Raw genomic sequence first — 22,107 nt, 5'->3', positions numbered from 1 at the left:
CCGTTATTTTTTATCACTAATAGCCTGAATATAATAGCCTAAACTCGCATGAGAAAGTTCTCCCATATGACTGGTAACTAACTCACCTTGGCTATTATAAAACAAAGTTGTTGGTAAGCCCGCAGCACCTGATTCGCGACTCACATTACTACTTTGATCAAAAAACACATGATTTAGGTCGAGTTGCTGTTCATCAAGGAACGCTTTTACCGTGTGTAAGTCTTCGCCTTGATTGACAAATGCCACCGTGATATTCGGGTTATTTTTTTGAGCCGCTTGCAGTACCGGCATTTCTTTTCGACACGGCGGACACCACGACGCCCAAAAGTTAATCACCACCGGCTTACCTTTGAAGTTTTGTAAGTTAACTTGCTGCCCTTGAATATTATGCACAACAGACTGCGGTAACTGCACACCCGTTTGGTAAATAGACAGCGCAAAATTAGGAATAATCATTGAACAAAAACCAACAAACCCAGCAATAGCATAGTTTTTCATTACCGCTTTTTTACCACGTGCATAAAATGCTAAAACCACTATACCGCTGAGCCAGCCATAATAACCAATAAAGCCGCCATCGCTAATATTAAAAAGCTGCCACCAGTTACCTTGATAGGCATCCCACATAGTAAACACAAACGCTAACCGCGAGACTAAAAAGCCCACCACAATTGCTTTAAAAACAGTGTCTAAAATCGCTTTTTGTAATGGATGTTGGCGTGTCAATAAATAGGTAAGCCCCCAAAAAATGCCTAACCCTAAAAAAATGATCAACTGTGAAATGGAAATAACCAAAGGCCCAAGAGAAATACTTAACATTGCTGTCATCTTCTTATAATGTATTTTAGTACTTAAAATAACCGGTACGTAGTGTGAATTAAAGGCTAACAATAACATAGCCTAAGCTGTACTGATTATTAATAACGCATAATAGGTTATGTATACCAGCAGCAATACAAAACCTATTTACCTAGTTAACCTTGTTGCTGTATGTACTCCAACGCAGTCATTTTTTTATAACTTACATTTGAGTGCAATACATGAGTAGGGTCGGGGTCAACAATTTCAATAGGAATACTGTAACTTCGCGCAATCTCGAGCGCCATTTGAGTAATATTAACGCTGAACGAAGTACCCATAAACACCATTTTATCGGCATCAATCATTCGCTGCTGCGCTTCAGTAATGCGGTATAGCTCGGTGTAATATTCATCAAATAACAACACAAAGGGCTTTAAAGAATGATTAAGCTTTGGCTGATGGTTTTCAATATTGAATAACGCAAGTAGAGAGCGATGTAAGTTGCTCTCATCAACATTACTCCATAGCGTAGCTTGTGGTGTAACTTTATCACCTTGATGATGAAATACAGTCATTTGATCAAGCCGACCATGAATCGCAATGTAATTTTTATTACCCGCCTTACCATCTAGCCCATCAATATTTTGAGTTATTAAGTTTTTATCACTAAGCCAATGATGCACTTCGTTAGGACCATGATGACGATAAGTTGCAAAGCGATGATAATACCAAGCTAAAAACTCACTTGGATTATTTTCATACATTGCACGTGTCGCCATTTCCATTGGCGTATAGTTTTTACTACCAATAGTCCAAAAACCATCCTCACCGCGAAAGGTGGGAATACCGCTAGCAGCACTTACACCTGCTCCAGTAATGTATAATGTATTCATAAAGTCATCTCTTATATTCAATAACCCTATAATTCTTTATAAGATTGTATATTTGTGACCTTTACTCTTTAGCTATTAAATTATTTAAGCTTCGGCCATTTAGCTGAAAATAAAGTTGGGCACCAAGAAAGCTCTTTATATTTTTAATTTCGCTCAAGAGCACTTTAAATCCTTTTTTAATTGTATGTGGAAACTATGCCAAAAATAAACAATAACTAATTAGTTACAATGCACTTAGCTTTCTCAGAAAAACATATAATTAATCTACTAATTAAGTAACTAACCCATTAACCTCACATATTTTTCTGCCAGCTCATCTATAGTTTCTCGGTGATTAGGGTCAGGCTTTATACAATCAATGGGGCATACGCTCACGCACGTTGGCTTGTCGTAATGACCCACACATTCGGTGCATTTATCTGAATCTATTTGATAAATTTTAGCGCCCATATAAATGGCTTCATTTGGGCACTCGGGGTCGCACATATCACAGTTAATGCATTTGCTGTTTATAAGTAAAGCCATGATTAAACTCTCTATTATGAAACAGCTTGTTTGAAAGGATTGCGGGTGTCTTGGTTTTCATCTAGGTTGCGCATCAGTATCGCGTGCTCTAAATCAATGTTGTCAGGCAGTGGAATTTTTACGATATGGCCTGAGCCTTTAGCATCAGTAATGCTTTCGCCTTTTTTATTTTCCATACTTTCTAGGGGAAAACTAATATTGCCTTTCGGCGTCATTAGCTCTAATGAATGACCAACACAAAACTTATTTTTTACATCTATTTCAACCAAACCATTAGCATTACGCCCTAATACCTCACCCACAAATTGCTGCTTGGTAGATACAGAGTGACCGTATTCGTAATTTTGATAATCTTGATGGGCGTGGCGTTTTAAAAAACCTTCGGTATAACCGCGGTGTGCAAGGTTCTCAAGAGTTTTAAATAAATCAGCATCGAATGGTTTACCTGCAACCGCATCGTCAATCGCTTTACGGTATACCTGTGCGGTACGGGCAACATAATAAAATGACTTAGTACGCCCTTCTATTTTTAGGCTATGCACCCCCATTTTTGTTAGCTGCTCTACGTATTGCACGGCGCGTAAGTCTTTTGAGTTCATGATATAAGTGCCGTGCTCGTCTTCAAATGCAGGCATATATTCACCCGGGCGACCTTGCTCTTCTAGCATAAATACATCGTTACTTGGTGCGCCTTCACCTAACGTAGGTATAACCGTTTTAGGGTCAATTTTATGTACCATTTCACCGGTTTCGTTTTCTGTACCAGGTTTAACATCATACTCCCAACGACATGCATTGGTGCAGGTGCCTTGGTTGGGATCGCGTTTATTAATATAGCCTGAGAGTAAACAACGCCCTGAATAAGCCATACACAGTGCGCCATGCACAAATACTTCTAGTTCTGTTTCTGGGCACAGAGCACGAATTTCGCTGATTTCTTCAAGCGATAGCTCGCGAGACAAAATTACCCGCTCAATACCTTGTTTTGCCCAAAACTGTACGCTTGCGTAGTTCACTGCATTGGCTTGAACCGACAAATGAATTGGCATATCAGGCCATTTTTCACGTACTAGCATAATTAACCCAGGATCTGACATGATCAATGCATCCGGTTTCATAGCAATCACCGGCTCTATATCACGTAAATACGACTTAACTTTTGCGTTATGCGGGGCAATATTCGACACTACATAAAACTTTTTATTCAGCGCATGTGCTTCGTTAATCCCTATTTGTAATGTATCTAAATCAAATTCGTTATTGCGCACTCTTAAACTGTAACGCGGTTGGCCGGCATAAACCGCGTCGGCACCATAGGCAAAGGCATAACGCATGTTTTTTAAGCTGCCTGCGGGGCAAAGTAATTCAGGTACAAATAAGGTTGAAGAAGAAACAGCTGACATGTGCGCTCCATACATCGAACCGGGTTCAAGCCGGTTGCATGAATAATTAAGGAAAATAAAGCGCGCAAGTATAATGAGATGGCAAAAGAGAAACCTTGATCAAGATCATCAAAATTTCTCTTCTGCGCTAATAAATGAAGAGCTGTAAATTTAAGTTATTTTTTACTGCTTAATTGGTTCGAGAATTGACTAACGGCATCAACAACTTGTTGCGCGCCTTTTTTAATATCACTCATTACATCACCAGATTCTTTGGAGAGCGCTAGACCTTGTTGCGCTTTATTTTTACCTTGCTCAATTACTGCAACGGTTGATTGAGTTAAATTTTGGTTTTGCTGTACAACATCCACGATTTCTTCGGTAGCTTTACTGGTTCTGGAGGCAAGTAAACGCACTTCATCAGCCACCACCGCAAATCCACGGCCTTGCTCGCCTGCACGCGCGGCCTCAATAGCCGCGTTAAGTGCCAATAAATTAGTTTGATCAGCAATACTGCTAATGCTCTGCACTATGCTCGCTATCAGTTGCGACTGTTTATCTAATGCTGAAATTTCTTGAGCAGCTTGCTCCATTTGCACCGACAGTTCGTTCATAACCTGAACTGTTTTTTGTACCACTTCAGCACCTTTATCCGCGTTATTATCAGTTTCGATAGAAGTGCCATGCGCAATACTCGCCGCTTGCTCTGTAGCCAGTTCTCTTTCTACTTGGTCAGTGATCACTGTGGCAAATTTAACTACTTTATAGAGCTCATTTACTTCATTAAAAATCGGATTATATGAAGCCTCTAACCAAACTACATGGCCGTGTTTATCAATACGTTTAAATCTGCTCGCAATAAACTCACCATTACGCAAACGTTGCCAGAAGGCCTGATACTCTTTACTACTCGCTTCTTGTTCGTCACAAAACATACCATGATGCTTGCCCACCACGTCTTGTCTTGAATAACTCATACTTTTTAAAAAGTTGTCATTAACACGTAACACCATACCTTGAGTATCAAACTCAATAACCGCTGTTGAACGATGCAATGCTTTGATTAAATCTTCGTTTTCTCTTGAACTCTCAATTATTTGTGTAAGCACAGTGCAATGCAGGGTTAAATACTCAAGCTGACCTTGCTCGTTTTTTATAGGATGTAAAATGCAGCGTAACCAATCTCGTTGTCCGTTTGGGTGGGATACTTGGATAGCGCCGGCAAAATGTTCTACTTTACTTAGCGCTTTTTGAAAGGCATGAAAATCCGCGTTATTTCTAGCATTTTCAGGAATGAAGTCTAAAATATTTTTATTAATTATTTTGTTATTTGAGTAGTTAAACTCTCGCTCAAAATTTTTATTTTGTCTTAAAATAGCACCTTGCTTATCAAGCTCTAACACCAGCATTTCACTGTCTAAGCTTTGCTTAACCTGCTCCCTTACAGAAAGCTTACTTTGTAAATCAGCGATTTGATTTTTTAAAGATTGGTTAAAAAACATATTGTTACCTTAGTGTTTAAATGTATCGGCATGCATATTGAGTCTATAAAAAGTGTACTATGAATAAAAAGTCTCACCACTTAAACAAAAGTATAGCTCATGTTTATAAACACATAGTAAACGTAAAAACATTGTTTTTAGTTCATAAATCGGGGTTAGCAAATTAAAAAAGCAAGCAAGGTAGAATAAATTAGGTTTTTTTGACTAAAACGCGTATAATTCGCGCCCGTTAATATTCAACCTTTTATTTAAATTATTGGAGCACAAAGATGGCTTTAGAGCGTACTTTTTCAATCGTAAAACCTGATGCAGTTGCTAAAAACCACATCGGCGCAATCTACAACCGTTTCGAAACTGCAGGTCTTAAAATCGTTGCAGCTAAAATGGTTCACCTTTCACAAGAGAAAGCTGAAGGTTTCTACGCTGAGCACAGCGAGCGTCCTTTCTTTGGTGCTTTAGTATCTTTCATGACTTCTGGCCCAGTAATGGTTACCGTTCTTGAAGGCGAAAACGCTGTTCTTAAAAACCGTGAAATCATGGGTGCTACTAACCCAGCTGAAGCACTAGCGGGTACTTTACGTGCAGACTACGCTGATAGCATCGACGAAAATGCGGTTCACGGTTCTGACGCTGTTGAATCTGCTGCTCGCGAAATCGCGTACTTCTTCGCTGACGAAGAACTTTGCCCACGTACTCGTTAATTCGAGTTCACAGCTAACCCTGTGATGCAAAGTATGAAAAGGGCTTTCGAGCCCTTTTTTAGTCATTACGTAAAGTATTAACCGTTTATTTATGATGTTTTACTTAATGATTATAGTGGATGAATTGTGTACAATTCGCCCTTGTAAATTTTTACCATCACCGCCACCGATTGAGGTTGTTACATGACCGAGCAAAAAAAGATTAACTTATTAGATTTAAACCGAGATGCAATGCGAGAGTTATTTGTATCATTCGGTGAAAAGCCATTTCGTGGCGATCAGGTGATGAAATGGATTTATCATTTTGGCGTAGATAATTTCGACGAAATGAGCAACGTAAACAAAAAGCTAAAAGAAAAGCTTAAAAATGAGTGTGAAATCGTTGCACCTGAAATTTCAGTTCGCCAGCAAGCCAGCGACGGTACAATTAAATATGCACTCGTACTTGAGGGCGGCCAAGAAGTTGAAGCTGTTTGGATCCCAGAAAAAGATCGCGCCACATTATGTGTATCGTCTCAAGTGGGCTGTGCACTGGAATGTACTTTTTGCTCAACGGCACAACAAGGCTTTAACCGTAATTTAAAAGTGTCTGAAATTATTGGCCAAGTATGGCGTGTAGCCAAAGACATTGGCCTTGATGGAAACAGTGAAAAACGCCCTGTCACTAACGTCGTTATGATGGGAATGGGCGAGCCGCTACTGAATGTTAAAAACGTAGTCCCGGCGATGGAGCTGATGATGGACGACTGGGGCTTTGGTTTATCTAAGCGCCGCGTTACATTAAGTACCTCGGGTGTAGTACCTGCCCTTGATTTATTAAAAGAAAAAATAGACGTAGCACTGGCTATTTCACTTCACGCTCCTGATAACGCACTGCGTGATATTTTAGTACCGATCAATAAAAAGTACCCAATTGAAGAATTTTTAGCGGCCTGTCGTCGTTATATTGATGGCTCAAAAGCCAATAAAGATGTCACCATTGAATACGTTATGCTTAATGGCGTAAACGACAGTACCGACCAAGCACATGAACTGGTTAAAACGCTAAAAGGTACGCCATCTAAGGTAAACCTTATTCCGTTTAACCCGTTCCCAGGTAATGAGTATACGCGTTCAAGCAACAGCCGAATTGACCGTTTTTCAAAGGTATTACAAGCTGCGGGGATTACCTGTATTGTTCGTCGTACACGAGGGGACGACATTGACGCTGCCTGTGGTCAGTTAGCTGGCGATGTGGTTGATAGAACAAAACGTATGGCTAAAAAGAAAATGCGTGATGACAATGCAATTGCAGTAAATATTCACCAAGCCTAACTAAGTAACTCTGTGCCTTTGTGATAAATTGTTTATTTTTAAATAAATGATGCAACACAAAGGCTTTGAGGTAAGATAGAGGCTATGGAAATAAATAAAGAGACAAGGTAATGCGATCTTTACTTGCTTTAGCACTATCAACACTACTTTTAAGCGGTTGTGTGACTGAAAATAGTTACAACGGCAGTGACAAACCCGTCGTCGAAAATAAAATAAACAACGCAGGCGCAGCACGTACCCGCATTGCTTTGGCATTACAATATTTAAACACCGGTAATAATTCCCAAGCAAAATACAACCTTGAGCGTGCGAGCGAATATGCACCAAATCTTCCCGAAGTTCATTATTCTTTAGCCTATTACTACCAACAAGTTGGCGAAAATGCATTAGCCGACAAAGCCTATCAAAAAGCGTTGGCGATTAAGCCTGACGATCCGAACACCCTAAATAACTACGGTACGTTTTTATGTAGTATTGATGAGTATGATCGCGCGACCGATCAATTTTTAAAAGCGATTGAAATTCCTAGCTATATTCGTGTAGCACAAAGCTATGAAAATTTAGCCTTATGCGCCATTGAATTTAATGACTTTACCAATGCAGAAAGCTACTTTCAACAAGCGCTAAACCACAGCTCGCAACGCGCCTCTACATTAATAAGCTTAGCGGCTTTGTATTACGCCAAAAGTGACTTATATAAAGCCAGTACTTTAATAAAACGTTATGACGATACTGCACAGGTTTCTTCGCGAGCATTGTTACTCAGCTACTTGGTTAAACAACGCATGGGTAGAATAGAAGATGCTGAAAAAATTGCAGCTACCATTTTGCAAACGTACCCAAATAGTGTTCAAGCTAACGCCATTCGTGACAACCAATTAAGGCAAACAGAGTTTGAAGTGCTGCGCGAAAAGTACCGCCAAGCACAACTTGATGAATTGCAAGAAAGCAGTAATAACAATCAAATTATTGTGGAGCCAAAAATAAAAATTATTCGTAAAAAAAGCCCAACATCTGCTGTAAACTCTGATGATTCAGTAAAGTAAGCTGCATAAAATACAACAGAGACACAAATACCTTTTTAAATTAGTATAAATAAGAGTAAAAACGAGTGTATCGGTTGATATCGCTCGTTTTACTGTAAACCAATTTAGCATTTCAGTGTGATTCAATGCTAAACTGCTATATGTTAGGTGCATTAAAGGGCTTTAAAAATAAAAACAGCAAAAATTTTAAAAGGGCGATACTAACGTTTTTATAAAACCGCAGCTGATGATACCCTTTAAAAGCGTGCATTCTAGTAGCAAGAATAAACGAACACTAAAAAATAAAAACAAAGTCTTACTCTGGTTATTAAGCCAAAACATTAACTTTTACTCGTGGATCCAGACTCATACATATTATGAATGAAGATAATACACAACCGCAGAGCGACGAACCCTCTGTAGGACAAATACTAAAATCGCATAGAGAAAATGCAAATATCAGCATTGCTGAAATCGCCTCGCTATTAAAGCTAACAGAATCACAAGTTGAGCATATTGAAAGCGACGAGTATCATTTACTCGGTGCAAAAACGTTCGTTAAAGGCTATATAAAAAACTACTGCCGCACACTAAACATTGATAGCACAGCTATCTTAGCGATGCTGCCGGCTTTTAGCACATCAGATAAACCGGTCGATATGCAAAGCTTTTCAAGGCGCACAGAAAAAGAAGCCCATGACAGCCGACTTATGACCGTAAGTTACTTAATTTTAGCTATCGTTATTGGTTCTTCTGCAGTGTGGTGGTGGCAAAATGCAATGCCTATTGATGAACAAACTAAAACTATTAATGCTAATAACTCGCTCATAACTCAACAACAAGAAAACACCAAGCTGTTAGCTGAAGCCGCCGACGAGGCACTATTAAATGACATTGAATCTACAGAAGAAGTAGATTCTGCATTACAAAATGAACAACAAACAATTCAAGCTGCGCCAGTTAATAATGCACAGAGCACCAGTGAGCCAAAAAACAGTGATTTAAGCACCATTTTTATGATGTTTAACGATGAGAGCTGGGTAGAAATTCACGATGCCAATGATGAAAAAATTGCTTTTGGTGTAAAAAAAGCAGGCTACGAAATGACCCTAACCGGAGTAGCGCCTTTTTCAGTGGTATTAGGCAAGCATGATGTTGTTCGTATTACCCTAAATGGTGAGCCAGTTGATATTTCGGCCTTTCCTAAAAACCGTTTAGCTAAATTTAAATTACCCTTAGCAGAGTAGTCGCTATGTTTTCAGAATCTCCTATAAAACGCAGAAAATCCACACGCATAAATGTGGGTAATGTTCCTATTGGTGATGGTGCACCTATTGCCGTGCAGTCGATGACCAACACAGATACGATGGACGTTGATGCCACTGTAGCCCAAATTCAAGCTATTCAAGATGCCGGTGCAGATATTGTTCGCGTGTCAGTACCGACCATGGATGCCGCTGAGGCATTTAAAAGTATTAAAGAGCAAGTGTCGATACCCCTTGTCGCCGATATCCACTTTGACTATCGCATTGCATTAAAAGTAGCAAAATACGGTGTTGATTGTTTGCGTATCAACCCAGGCAACATTGGCAGTGAAGAGCGTATTAGAGCGGTAGTTGATTCAGCGCGTGAGCATAATATTCCTATTCGAATAGGGGTAAATGGCGGTTCACTTGAGCGCGATCTACAAGAAAAATACGGCGAACCCACTCCAGAAGCCCTATTAGAATCGGCTATGCGCCACGTAGATATATTACGCCGCTTAGACTTTGATCAATTTAAAATTTCAGTAAAAGCATCAGACGTATTTTTAGCGGTAGGCGCGTATCGCTTGCTCGCTAAAGAAATCGACCAACCACTGCATTTAGGAATAACTGAAGCTGGCGGCATGCGCTCTGGCTCTGTTAAATCGGCCGTTGGTTTAGGGATGTTATTAGCAGAAGGCATTGGTGATACGCTGCGCGTATCTCTCGCTGCAGACCCAGTACAAGAAATAAAAGTTGGCTTTGATATATTAAAATCACTGCGTATTCGCTCGCGCGGGATTAACTTTATTGCTTGCCCAAGCTGTTCACGCCAAGAGTTTGATGTGGTGAGCACCATGAACCAACTTGAAGAACGTTTAGAAGACATTATTGAACCGGTTTCAGTGTCTGTAATTGGCTGTGTTGTTAACGGCCCAGGCGAAGCGCTAGTCAGTGATATTGGCCTTGCCGGTGCAAACCGTCGCTCAGGCTTATACATAAATGGCGAACGCCAAAAAGCCCGTATTGATAACAATAATATTGTTGATCAGCTCGAAGGCTATGTGCGCGATTTTATCGAGCAAAAGCAGCAACAAACACCAATCGATATAAAAATCGTAGAGTGATTTAAACGCCAGCAATATGCATTCAATTGACTTTTTTAGTAGCGGCATTCACAGCGCAGTACAAATTACATACACACCGCTATACTCGCAATTACCTTGTAGTTAGGGTTATAATGCGCGGTCGATTTTTTTAGTTTTACGTGGTTGCAGTCTAAGACTGCACATAAACAGATTTAGGATTTATCAGTGGCAAAACAAATTCAGGCAGTTCGCGGTATGAACGATTGCCTGCCAGGCGATACGCAAGTTTGGCAGAAAGTAGAGCACATTTTACGCGAGACCGTATCATCGTTTGGTTATCAAGAAATTCGTTTTCCAATTGTAGAATCAACCGACCTATTTAAACGCTCTATTGGTGAAGTAACCGATATTGTAGAAAAAGAAATGTACACCTTTGCCGATCGTAACGGTGATAATTTAACTCTGCGCCCTGAGGGTACCGCGGTGTGTGTACGTGCAGGTAACGAAAATGGCCTGTTATACAATCAAGAACAACGCCTTTGGTACATGGGCCCTATGTTTCGCCATGAACGCCCACAAAAAGGTCGTTACCGTCAATTTCACCAATTTGGTTTAGAAACCTTTGGTATTGCCAGCGCCGATATAGACGCTGAAGTTATATTACTCACGGCGCAACTTTGGGAAGCATTTGGCATAAGCGACCATGTACGCTTAGAGCTTAACTCATTAGGCTCAAATGAAGCGCGCGCGCAGTACCGTGATGCCTTAATTGCCTTCTTAGAACAACATACCGATGTACTAGATGAAGACTCTAAGCGTCGTATGTACTCTAACCCGCTGCGCGTTTTGGATACTAAAAACCCAGATATACAGGCAATATTAGTGGATGCGCCAAAATTATCTGAACATTTAGATACTGAATCAAAAGAACATTTTGAAAATTTATGTGAACGATTAGATGCCGCAGGCGTCAAATACACGGTTAATGAAAAGCTAGTTCGTGGCTTAGATTATTACAACCGTACTGTATTTGAATGGGTAACCGATAGCTTAGGTGCACAGGGTACAGTATGTGCCGGTGGTCGTTATGATGGCTTAGTTGAGCAATTAGGCGGTAAATCAACCCCGGCAGTTGGTTTTGCGATGGGATTAGAGCGCCTAGTTTTACTACTTCAAGCACTTGAATGTGTAGGTGACATACGCCGTAGTACTGATGTATATTTAGCAGCCATGGGCGACAAAGCCAGCATTCAAGCGCCTATTATTGCATCTACGTTACGTCGAGACGTACCTGGATTACGCGTTATGGTGCATGCTGGCGGTGGTAACTTTAAAAAACAATTAAAACGTGCTGATAAAAGCGATGCATTAGTCGCGGTTATTATCGGTGAAGATGAATTAGAGCAAGGCGTTGTGACCATAAAGTATTTACGTGAGCGTAAAGAACAAGTCACATTAGAACTAGAACAAGCTAAAGCGCTACTTGCAGAACTAATTAATAGTTAAAATTACATAAAGCGCAGCGAGTAAAGCGCTTTAATAGAGGTAAGCATGGAAATTTATTCAACTGAAGAACAACAAGCAGAAGCGATTAAACGCTTTTTTCGTGAAAACGGCCTATCACTTGCGTTAGGTGTAATTGTTGGCTTAGGTGGTTTGTACGGTTGGAAGGCCTACAACCAAAACCAAATAACAACAGCAGAGCAAGCATCTGATGCCTACACTAAGCTTGTTGAAAGTGATGACGTATTAGCCTCTGCTGATGCCTTCATCAGTGAAAATAAAGACACTCAGTACGCAACTTTAGCGGCATTTGTTGCTGCAAAAGAAGCGGTAGATGCACAAAAATTAGATGTAGCGAATGAAAAGCTAAGCTGGATTGTATCAAATGTCGATAACGCGCAGCTAAAAGCCATTGCCACTACGCGTTTAGCGCGTGTGCAAATTGCTCAACAACAATACGATGACGCATTAACTACATTAAATTCACCATTGCCAGAGGCATTTAATGCAAATATTGCTGAGTTAAAAGGCGATATTTACACTCAGCAAGGCAATAAAGAACAAGCACGCGTAGCCTACCAAGCTGCGGTTGATGCCGGTGGATTAACCAGCAATCCTCTATTACAAATTAAGTTAGATGACCTAGCAGTAACTAGCCCAGCGGCATAAGGTTTTAGGCATGAGAAAAATAACAACAGCAACGCTCGCCCTTTGTATAGCAACACTTATGGGCTGTTCATCAAGTGATGATGATGAAGAACTGGTACTTCCTGAAATAGCCAATCAGTTTGAAACAGAAGTTGTTTGGCAAGAATCAATAGGTAGCGGTGTAGAGCATTACTTCTCACGCCTATCACCAGCTGTTTATAAAGATACTGTGTATGTAGCGAGTCGCGAAGGCCAAGTAGAAGCGTTATCACTTGCCAATGGTGATACGCTTTGGGAAACCGATGTTCGTCATGATTTATCGTTTTGGCCTTGGAGCGATAACGATAGTGCAAAATTATCAGGCGGAATATTACAAGCTTATGGTAAAATCTATTTAGGTTCAGAACATGGCTATGTCATTGCCCTTGATCGTGAGACAGGTAAAGAGGTATGGCGTAAAAAAGTACCAGGCGAATCACTGTCTAAACCTGCTGCAGGCGATGGTTTAGTGTTTGTTAATTTAGCATCAGGTAAGTTACTGGCCCTGCATCCTGATACGGGTGAAGAGCGCTGGAGCTTTGAGCAAGAAGTGCCAGCACTTACCTTACGCGGTCAAAGTTCACCAACCGTCGCTAATGGTGGTGTGTTGGTTGGCCTTGAAACAGGTAAGCTCAGTGTTTTAATTTCTGAGAGCGGCTACTCAGCGTGGAGCGCAGAAATTGCAGTAGCAAAAGGCGCATCAGAGTTTGAGCGTTTAGTTGATGTTGATACACAACCACTTATTAGTGGCCCGTTTGCTTATGCGATTGCATACAATGGGAACTTATCAGCAGTTGATATTCGTTCTGGTAATGTTGTATGGAAACGTGAATACAGCAGCTACCGTGAAATTGCCATGGATTTGCAAACAATTTACGTTGTTGATAGTAACGGCGTTGTTTATGCACTTGATAAAGATTCAGGCATTGAGCGTTGGAGCCAACCTGCTCTTCGTGGCTGGTACTTAACAGGCCCAGCGGTTGCCGGTAATTATTTAGCGTTAGGTGACCAAGAAGGCAATTTGCATTGGTTAAATAAAGACACTGGCGAGCTAGTATCTCGTGAAGACTTTGACAGCTCAGGTTTTTTTGTTGAGCCTGTTGTTGCTGACGATAAGTTGATTTTATACACCCGTGATGGTGAAGTTAGCGCGGTAAAAATACCGAACTAACTGTCTACTATTAGTGTAAGGCACTAATAGTTAATTATTTTTTGTAAGGCTTCGCACTGCGAAGCCTTTTGTTGTTTTTTAAAGAGGTAGTTTATGCTTCCCGTGATCGCTCTTGTAGGGCGACCCAATGTGGGCAAATCCACATTATTTAACCGTTTAACACGTACTCGTGATGCACTCGTTGCCGATTTTCCTGGCTTAACGCGTGATAGAAAATATGGCCAAGCAAATTACGACGGCTTTGAATTTATCGTGGTAGATACGGGTGGTATTGATGGCTCAGAAGAAGGTATCGAAACCGAAATGGCTGATCAGTCATTACTAGCCATTGAAGAAGCGGATATTGTTTTATTTTTAGTTGATGCCCGTGTGGGTATGACAGTCGCTGATCAAGCCATTGCTAATCACTTACGTAAGCAAGAGAAAAAGTGCTTTGTGGTAGCCAATAAAACAGACGGCATTGATGCTGACTCGAACTGTGCTGAGTTTTATCAACTTTCACTTGGTGAAGTTCATCATATCGCTGCTGCACATGGTCGTGGTATCACTTTACTGCTCGAACAAACACTTCAGCCAGTTATTGCTGAACTTGCCGCACTTGATGAAGATGTAGCCGATGACGATGAAGAGCTTATCGACTTATATCAAGAAGGTGAAGAAGATGACACAGATCACCAAGCGTTTGCCGACAAGCCGGTAAAGCTGGCTATTATTGGTCGTCCTAACGTTGGTAAGTCAACCCTGACTAACCGTATACTGGGTGAAGATCGCGTTATTGTATACGATATGCCAGGTACAACGCGCGACTCTATCTATATTCCGATGACCCGTAATGATAAAGAATATATTCTTATCGATACAGCCGGTGTGCGTAAACGCAAAAAAGTAAGTGACGTGGTTGAGAAGTTCTCAGTCATTAAAACACTACAAGCAATCGAAGATTGTAACGTGGTGCTATTAGTGGTTGATGCCCGCGATGGTATTTCAGATCAAGATTTAAGCTTATTAGGCTTTGCCCTTAACTCAGGGCGCTCATTGGTTATTGCCGTGAACAAGTGGGATGGCCTAGATAACTACGTTAAAGATCGTATTAAAACTGAGCTTGATCGTCGCTTAGGCTTTATTGATTTTGCCCGCTTGCACTTTATCTCTGCGCTACATGGTACGGGTGTTGGTCATTTATTTGAATCAGTTGACGAAGCGTATGAGTCGGCAACTAAACGTATAAGCACCGCTATGTTACGTCGTATCATGGATATGGCACAAGCAGATCACCAGCCACCGCTTGTTCGCGGTCGTCGTGTTAAGCTTAAATATGCGCATGCTGGGGGTTATAACCCACCGCGTATCGTCATTCATGGTAACCAAGTTCATGATTTACCTGATAGCTACAAACGCTACCTAATGAACTACTACCGTAAAGCACTTAAGATTATGGGCACCCCAATCAAAATTGAATTTAGAGAAGGCGATAACCCATTTGCAGGGCGTACTAATAAAGTAACGTTGTCGCAAAAACGTAAAATTCGCGCGTTTAGTAAAGAAAACCGCAATAAATCGTAATGGCTTTAATTTAGTCAATTGAAAAAAACGGCGTACTTTATAGGACGCCGTTTTTTATGATTCAAAATTAAGTAATGCCAATTGCACCAGCCGTTCAACTGTAGTGCCTTGAACGTTTTTAGGCGCTTTAGGATAATATTTCGATTTTGGCGGCTTAATAGTTATAAACCCATGATTGGTGGCCATTTCATGGGCTAGCAGTTTTCGTTCTTTGGGTGTTAAATGGTTTTCGTGTATTTTGCTTAATTCGCCACTATCAAGCCATATTCCTGCACAGCTTGGGCATTCATCTATTTCAACTGCTTTTAGCGGTGAAAAATACCTACGCATCATCACTATGCTTGGGCATTTAGGGCAATTTACTCGCATTGCGACTTCACCCTCACCTTCGGCATAATTACTCAAATACTTAAGTAAAACCTGACCATGTTTTAACTCTGGCGAGCTAAATTTAAAAATTTGGCTGTTATCGAAAAAAACGCCGCCTAACGACGATGTATAAACAGTGATACCGCCAACTAATATAGGCTCCAATGGTGTATTTGTTCGAGGGCACAACATTTTCAAAAATCCTTTTTATTTTAATACCTAAAGTTAAATAGTTATTCTAACGCTTTGTGTATCAGGCCAATTAATGGTGTGTGACCTGCCAATACAAACTCATGTGCATTATCTGACATTTTTTTCCAAGTACAGCGAGTAATCCCAATCCATTTTTCTTCATCATAATCGGATTTCGAACCTGCAAAGCTAAGCATGAAATGCTCAATAAATATTTGGGTGTTGGCTATTCGCCTTATCGGTTAGCAAAATACGTTATTAAATATCGCCACCCCAATATGTTTTATTTTAAACACCAGTAAAACAATAAGCTAGACTGCTGTTAAAAACCAACGCATTAATTGAGTGAACTTGTTATTATCATAAAATCAGCGCGCATAAATAATAATTAAAATTTTAAAAAGTGAAATTCAACATGCTAAAAAAAACAATTTTAGCTATTGCCTTAGCAGCCACCTCGCTGCCAAGCTTAGCCGACAGTAACAGCGATTTAAAAACCATTATTGATAACCACTGGCAAAACGCCAAAGCTGAGAAAATATTTTTTAGAACCGATCCAGATGGTTGGAAACCAAACGGCACATTACCAAATTGGAGCGAGCAAGCCATTGCTAAGCGCCAAGCTTATAACAACAGCGTACTAAAAAGCTTAGCCAGCATTGATCCTAAAACGCTCAATAGCGAGCAGCTAATGAACTACCGCTTATTTAAATATGAGCGAGAAACCGAGCAGCAAAGCTACCTTTACCAAGATAAATACTTTCCGGTTAATTTTTTAAGTGGCTGGCATACTTACTTTGCAGAAGCGCCGGCTAACATGGCCTTTTTAACCGCCGAGGATTACGATGCCTTTTTAGTGAGCCTTGGTGATTACCCGCGCTTTAATCAGCAAAACATTAATTTACTGAAGCAAGGCATTCAAACTGGTTTTACCCACTACTGCGAAACATTTAAAAATTATGGCCAAAGTATTAGCGCCCATATAGTTAAACAACCTGAGAATAGCGCCTTATATGAGCCATTTACTCGTATCCCTAATACATTTAGCGCAGCGCAAAAAGAAACTTACCAAAATAAAGCTAAAGCGTTAATTGCCTCAAAAGTCGTGCCTGCTTACGAGCACTTTTACGACTTTTTTGAAAACGAATATATGTCACATTGTAGAGCGCAGCCCGGTATTGCAAGCATCAAAGGGGGCCTTGATTATTACAAATATACAGTAAATTATTACACCACAACAAATGCGACCCCCAAGCAAATCCATGAGCTTGGCCTTAAAGAAGTGGCACGCATCAAAGCGCAAATGCAAAGTATTATTGATGAAGTTGGCTTTGATGGCAGCTATAGCGAGTTTTTAGAATTTTTGGCAACCGATGAGCAATTTTACGCAACCGATCCTCAAGACTTGCTCGAAAAAACCGCCTTTATAACCCAAAAAATGTACGGCAAACTCCCTACTTACTTTGGCCACTTACCGCGCAATACTTTTACCATTAAAGGCTCTGCTAGTCGTGGCGCATTTTATATGCCACCGCCAGATAATCGCTCACCGGGGACTTACTTTTTAGCCTCAACTCCAAAACTGCAGCCTTTATATAATTTAGAAGCACTTAGCCTACACGAAGCCATACCTGGGCATCATTTACAAAACGCCATTGCTATGGAATTAGACGTTCCTGAATTTAGACGCACCCTTAGTCACTCTGCTTTTGGCGAAGGCTGGGCACTTTATACAGAGCGTTTAGGTAAAGAAGCGGGCTTTTACCAAAGCCCATACAGTGACTTTGGCCGTTTAGGCTACGAAATGTGGCGCGCTGTGCGCTTAGTGGTTGATACCGGTATTCATGCCTTTGGCTGGAGCCGCCAAAAGGCGATTGATTATTTGGCTGATCATACCGCTTTGCCACAAAGCGCAGTGGAAGATCAAATAGACCGCTATATTTCTTGGCCAGGCCAAGCGCTTTCATACAAAATGGGCGAAATTAAAATACGCGAACTACGTGCCAAAGCAGAAAAACAGCTAGGCGCACAATTTGATATACGCAGCTTCCACGATACCGTTATTGGTCAAGGTTCACTCCCTATGGCGGTACTTGAAGATGTAATTAATGACTGGATAGCACAGCAAAAATCAGCTATTTAAAATAAAGCTAGAACAAATTGAGAGGCGGTATTGTTACCGCCTCTTTTTAAAGCCCTATTAAACACCTCAAAACTAATCCCTACCCGCTTTTGTTTCGTAAAGTTAATGATTTTAAAAACCAGAGCTTAAGTATGAAAAAACGTATTCTGTATTGGCTGCAAAATGATTTGCGCATTGATGACAACCCCATACTCAATGATTTATCACAACAACAATGTGAACTTGATATCGTATTTGTGATCAATCCTGCTTGGTTTAAAAGCAATAACTATCAACAAAAACCCTATGGTGTACATAAACAACGCTTTCTAATGCAAAGCCTATACGAGCTACAGGAGTCTGTTTTAGGGCTTGGCCAAACCTTGCATATTTTAGAAGGCGATCCGGTAAGGGTATTAACACAGCGTATTAATGAGCTTGGCATTGATGAAGTTGTTTATAGCGAGCAAATAGGCGTTTATGAGCAACGCCAAATTACCGCGCTTAAATCGAAATGCGCTACTGTGGTATTTAAATCTGTGATGCAAGATACCTTATATCAACAGCAACAACTGCCCTTTGAACTTGCTGATTTACCAACCGGCTTTACCCCTTTTAGAAAAAAAATCGAAGCCACTGGTATCAGTTTATCCTCAGTGCCGTTCTCAGCAAAAAGACTTCCACCGCCTATTATTTTATGTGCTAAACAGCCTATATCAGAGCCGCCAACAGGAAACCCTTTACTCCAAGGTGGACACAAAGCCGGCCTTGCGCATTGTCTACAGTACTTTTCATCAGCTTTACCAAGCAGCTATAAAATCACCCGTAATGAGCTGGGTGGCTTTGATAACTCGACTAAATTTAGTAGCTGGCTGGCTTTTGGTTGTATTAGTGCCAAGCAAATTTTTTGTGCAGTCGATGCTTATGAAGCGCAGCATGGGGAAAATGAATCAACATACTGGATCAAGTTTGAATTGCTCTGGCGTGAGTATTTTAAGTGGCATGCAATTAATGTGAAGCATCAGTTATTTACTTTTAAAGGTAAAAAACAAAGCTCGCCACTGACCACGTTTAGCCCGAACCGTTTTGCAAAATGGTGCCAAGGCAGTACCCCATTTCCGCTAGTTAACGCTATTATGAAAGAGCTTAACGCAACGGGCTTTATCACTAACCGTTCACGACAAATTGCAGCCAGCTGTTTGGTCAACGAACTACAACTAGACTGGCGCTATGGCGCTGCTTACTTTGAACAACAACTTATTGATTACGATGTAGCCGCTAATTGGGGCAACTGGCAATATATTGCTGGGGTTGGGGTCGATCCGCGCGGTGGGCGACACTTTAATTTGGCAAAACAAACCCAGCAATACGACCCACACGGTGAATATATTGCCAAATGGCAAGGGAATGAGCACTGCGATGCACAGTTAGATGATTTAGACGCCGCCGACTGGCCTGTGTAATAATAAAACCTCGAACATAATACTGGCTATAAGCCCAAGGTCAAATCTTGGGCGAGAGTGCCGCTGGGTTTTTCTACTACGCGGTTAACTTCAACCCCGTTATGCTTAATAATAAAAGTGGGGGTATATTGTAAGTCATGCGCTAGCGCAATACCTGCCTCATCACGTTTGTCATAACCTACAGTAACAAAGGTTATTTTCGAAAGTTCAACCTTAGACTCATCAAGTAACTTTATTAATCGAGGTACTTCGCGAGCACTGTCATGACACCAGCTACCTAAAAGCACTAACAACTCTTTACCTGCTAATTTTTGCATCAATACAACGTCTTGCGGTGTAGGCGAGAATGTTTGGTATTGCTTAGCAAATTTATCGTGCTCGCTTAATAAACGCTTAGCAGTAACAGCGTCTGAGTGTGGTTTGAACGTTGCATTCGCTGCCAGTGGTAGAGTCAAAATAAAGAGTAAAATTAATTGTTTTAACATAACCTTATACTTAAATAGTGTTTTAGCTACTATACCCACAATCGAGCTTAAGTGAATACACTTACTTACTTTTATCCATAAAATCATCCACTTGTGATAAAACGGCTAAGTACTCACGTTTAGCTTCTTTGTTTTGTTCTAATTTTTCTAAATCACCGATTAACGTCACTAATTGCGTATGTGAATAACTCGATGTTGTTCTAAACTCATTCGTTGCCCCCACACCACTAAGTCGTTTTCTTTCATCCATACGATGACTATCTTCATTTTTCTCGAGCCAAATATCGTTAATAAGACGAATATTGCTCTCACTGGTGGTTGTTTCTTTTAATTCCTTTTTTAGCTCGTATTGAGATATTTCGGGATTAAACTGATACACTTTTTTATCTACATCCACCTCATGAGCCTGATCAAGGGCAACCAATTCGTTATTTTTTACAGCGGTACCAACAGTGTAATTTTCTTGTTTATCATAATAATCAGGGGGGATGTCAGAGCGGTTACCTTCTTCATAATTAAAACGTGTGCTCGCCGCTTTATCTTGAGTAACCCCAGTTAATCCTGCTGACTTTTGGTATTCTGTATTTTGGCTCAGCTTTGTGGTGCTTGTTGCTATGTAATCACCTTGATCCATTGCAAAAGAGAATTTTGCATCAAAATCAGCTAACTTAGAAATCCCATCGCCTAGGGAATTTTTATTACTGCTTCCTAGCCCTTGATAGCGTGGATCACGGGTGATCATATTGTCAACCAAATCAGCTACTAGCTCGCGTCCGTTAGTAAACTGCTGTGTAGCTACTGACTCTATTTGACTATAGCGCTCAGCGGCTGATGACATACTACTAAACGCACTTTTAAATACAGCCAACCCTTGTTTCATTACTTCATCACTTTTTTGGCCAAACGCCGAACGCGTACTTTTCTCTGAGCTATTGAGCTGGCTATCTTCTAAACTTTTATCGAGCGCTTTTATGTATTGCTGCATTTGGCTTTTGTCTTGCGCGCCAATGGTTGACATATCGAGCGAAAAATCAATGTTGTTCTGACCATTTACCGATTCAAACTCGAGTATTTGCTGCTCTGAATCTTCATCAAGGGTATAACTTAAATTAAGCTCATTGTCTTTTCCAAGTAGCGCTCCATCAGCATCGGCAGTATTTCCCTCTGACGTTGAAAAATACAAATCAAAACCCGAAAGCTGTTTATTATCAAAATTGCTTAAAAAGCTTAAATCTAAATCAGTTTGGTTTGCGGGTACATAACGACTGTAAGCGCTTTGTTTAGCTTTAAAAAATTCATCTGCCATTTCGCCTACACCAGAAAATACTTGCGTTAATGCTTGGTGTTCAGCCTCAAATAAGTCGCCATCTACTTCATAACTTACGCTAAATTCGTCAGTGGTTTCGCCTGTTTCCTCATCGTAACCTTGCGCAGAATGAAAAGTGATTTTAATAACATCACCTTCTTTGGTTTTTACCGACAGCTCAAATCCATAGTTATCATCATCCTCATATCGCTCGCGGTTAAAACTTTCCATAAAGGGGTCTAGCGAGCGTTCAACACGCTGCTGACTAGACGCTAAAAACGTTTTTTGATTGAACCCAAGCTGCCCCAAGTTTGATAAAATATCGCTAGTGTTAGCATAAGCGCCCTGAATATTTTTTACCGAGCTGTTTAAACGCTCAATTAACTGATCACTACGTTCATTTTTTAATAGGCCCTCTTGCTGAGAACTTATAACCGTTCGCAGCGCAACCTCTTCACTGGAGAGTTTATAATTTGAGCCACTGGGTGCGCTGGAAATCGTGAGTAAAGAGGATAATTGCTGATTAAGTATTTCATCGACTTGTTCGTCACTAAACTGACTGAGCATTTCATCGGTGATTATTGCCGTGCTTGGCGCTAAGTGAGCACGCGATTGCAAACCTGTGGGCATACTGGTTTGGTTTGAATTATTGACTGATTGGGCAAGCAACGCATTTAGGTTAGCATAATTGCCTTGTAGTTTATTAACCATGATTATCCTTAATCTTCAGTACAATTAAGTACTTTGTCGGCCATCTAATTAAAACCTTTA

Annotated in this window: 18 protein-coding genes and 2 pseudogenes; 11 read left to right on the top strand and 9 right to left on the bottom strand. The window is 40.6% G+C overall.

The features are described from left to right. Window positions 1-3: 3 nt before the first annotated feature. From PSM_RS16150 to PSM_RS16130, 5 genes are all read right to left on the bottom strand, one after another. On the bottom strand, window positions 4-819 hold the full coding sequence (locus PSM_RS16150; RefSeq protein ID WP_013462938.1) for a TlpA disulfide reductase family protein: 816 nt from the start codon (window positions 817-819) through the stop codon (window positions 4-6). Window positions 820-974: 155 nt separating this feature from the next. Next, window positions 975-1,694, bottom strand: a complete 720-nt coding sequence (locus PSM_RS16145; RefSeq protein ID WP_013462937.1) for an SIR2 family NAD-dependent protein deacylase — start codon at window positions 1,692-1,694, stop codon at window positions 975-977. 279 nt (window positions 1,695-1,973) lie between these two features. Continuing rightward, complete coding sequence (locus tag PSM_RS16140) at window positions 1,974-2,219, bottom strand: YfhL family 4Fe-4S dicluster ferredoxin (RefSeq protein ID WP_016900100.1); 246 nt, start codon at window positions 2,217-2,219, stop codon at window positions 1,974-1,976. 14 nt (window positions 2,220-2,233) lie between these two features. Continuing rightward, the gene (gene trhP / locus PSM_RS16135; protein WP_013462935.1) at window positions 2,234-3,622 is read right to left on the bottom strand and encodes a prephenate-dependent tRNA uridine(34) hydroxylase TrhP; all 1,389 of its coding nucleotides are present in this window, start codon (window positions 3,620-3,622) and stop codon (window positions 2,234-2,236) included. A gap of 155 nt (window positions 3,623-3,777) precedes the next feature. After that, entirely contained in the window at window positions 3,778-5,103 is a 1,326-nt protein-coding gene (locus PSM_RS16130; RefSeq protein WP_013462934.1) for a methyl-accepting chemotaxis protein, read from the bottom strand. Window positions 5,104-5,372: 269 nt separating this feature from the next. Here PSM_RS16130 and ndk point away from each other — a divergent pair, with 269 nt between their 5' ends. The 9 genes and pseudogenes from ndk (at window position 5,373) to der (ending at window position 15,399) form a co-directional block, all read left to right on the top strand. After that, complete coding sequence (gene ndk / locus PSM_RS16125) at window positions 5,373-5,804, top strand: nucleoside-diphosphate kinase (RefSeq protein ID WP_008111339.1); 432 nt, start codon at window positions 5,373-5,375, stop codon at window positions 5,802-5,804. 183 nt (window positions 5,805-5,987) lie between these two features. After that, a complete protein-coding gene (locus PSM_RS16120) occupies window positions 5,988-7,118 on the top strand; it encodes a bifunctional tRNA (adenosine(37)-C2)-methyltransferase TrmG/ribosomal RNA large subunit methyltransferase RlmN (protein WP_010389431.1) in 1,131 nt (376 codons plus the stop codon). Between the two features lie 110 nt (window positions 7,119-7,228). Next, window positions 7,229-8,134: pseudogene (gene pilW, locus PSM_RS16115) on the top strand (type IV pilus biogenesis/stability protein PilW); the annotation flags it as partial. 386 nt (window positions 8,135-8,520) lie between these two features. Further along, window positions 8,521-9,390 (top strand): RodZ domain-containing protein, encoded by an 870-nt coding sequence (locus tag PSM_RS16110; protein WP_013462931.1) that lies wholly within the window; start codon window positions 8,521-8,523, stop codon window positions 9,388-9,390. A gap of 5 nt (window positions 9,391-9,395) precedes the next feature. Then, window positions 9,396-10,514, top strand: coding sequence for a flavodoxin-dependent (E)-4-hydroxy-3-methylbut-2-enyl-diphosphate synthase (ispG, locus tag PSM_RS16105; RefSeq protein WP_013462930.1), 1,119 nt, complete (start codon window positions 9,396-9,398; stop codon window positions 10,512-10,514). A 186-nt stretch (window positions 10,515-10,700) separates the two neighbouring features. Beyond that, window positions 10,701-11,981, top strand: a complete 1,281-nt coding sequence (gene hisS / locus PSM_RS16100) for a histidine--tRNA ligase (protein WP_013462929.1) — start codon at window positions 10,701-10,703, stop codon at window positions 11,979-11,981. Between the two features lie 45 nt (window positions 11,982-12,026). Beyond that, complete coding sequence (locus tag PSM_RS16095; RefSeq protein ID WP_013462928.1) at window positions 12,027-12,647, top strand: YfgM family protein; 621 nt, start codon at window positions 12,027-12,029, stop codon at window positions 12,645-12,647. A gap of 10 nt (window positions 12,648-12,657) precedes the next feature. Further along, entirely contained in the window at window positions 12,658-13,836 is a 1,179-nt protein-coding gene (gene bamB, locus PSM_RS16090; RefSeq protein ID WP_013462927.1) for an outer membrane protein assembly factor BamB, read from the top strand. 93 nt (window positions 13,837-13,929) lie between these two features. After that, window positions 13,930-15,399: a ribosome biogenesis GTPase Der gene (gene der / locus PSM_RS16085; protein WP_010389444.1), complete on the top strand. Its 1,470-nt coding sequence runs from the start codon at window positions 13,930-13,932 to the stop codon at window positions 15,397-15,399. A gap of 54 nt (window positions 15,400-15,453) precedes the next feature. Here der and PSM_RS16080 read toward each other — a convergent pair whose 3' ends face one another. Together PSM_RS16080 and PSM_RS18655 are read right to left on the bottom strand one after the other, a co-directional pair. Further along, the gene (locus PSM_RS16080; RefSeq protein ID WP_013462925.1) at window positions 15,454-15,960 is read right to left on the bottom strand and encodes a TFIIB-type zinc ribbon-containing protein; all 507 of its coding nucleotides are present in this window, start codon (window positions 15,958-15,960) and stop codon (window positions 15,454-15,456) included. A gap of 41 nt (window positions 15,961-16,001) precedes the next feature. Next, window positions 16,002-16,175: pseudogene (locus PSM_RS18655) on the bottom strand (DUF4202 domain-containing protein); the annotation flags it as partial. Window positions 16,176-16,375: 200 nt separating this feature from the next. Here PSM_RS18655 and PSM_RS16075 point away from each other — a divergent pair. After that, entirely contained in the window at window positions 16,376-18,103 is a 1,728-nt protein-coding gene (locus PSM_RS16075; RefSeq protein ID WP_013462923.1) for a DUF885 domain-containing protein, read from the top strand. A gap of 131 nt (window positions 18,104-18,234) precedes the next feature. Then, window positions 18,235-19,545: a DASH family cryptochrome gene (locus PSM_RS16070; protein WP_013462922.1), complete on the top strand. Its 1,311-nt coding sequence runs from the start codon at window positions 18,235-18,237 to the stop codon at window positions 19,543-19,545. Window positions 19,546-19,571: 26 nt separating this feature from the next. Here PSM_RS16070 and PSM_RS16065 read toward each other — a convergent pair whose 3' ends face one another. Then, window positions 19,572-20,030, bottom strand: coding sequence for a TlpA family protein disulfide reductase (locus PSM_RS16065; protein ID WP_029609904.1), 459 nt, complete (start codon window positions 20,028-20,030; stop codon window positions 19,572-19,574). Window positions 20,031-20,091: 61 nt separating this feature from the next. Further along, complete coding sequence (locus PSM_RS16060; RefSeq protein WP_013462920.1) at window positions 20,092-22,047, bottom strand: hypothetical protein; 1,956 nt, start codon at window positions 22,045-22,047, stop codon at window positions 20,092-20,094. Between the last annotated feature and the right edge of the window lie 60 nt (window positions 22,048-22,107).

The sequence above is a fragment of the Pseudoalteromonas sp. SM9913 genome (assembly GCF_000184065.1).
Lineage (GTDB): Bacteria > Pseudomonadota > Gammaproteobacteria > Enterobacterales > Alteromonadaceae > Pseudoalteromonas > Pseudoalteromonas tetraodonis.
Note: the sequence above shows the minus strand (reverse complement) of the source record. Positions and strands in the feature narration are given on the sequence as shown.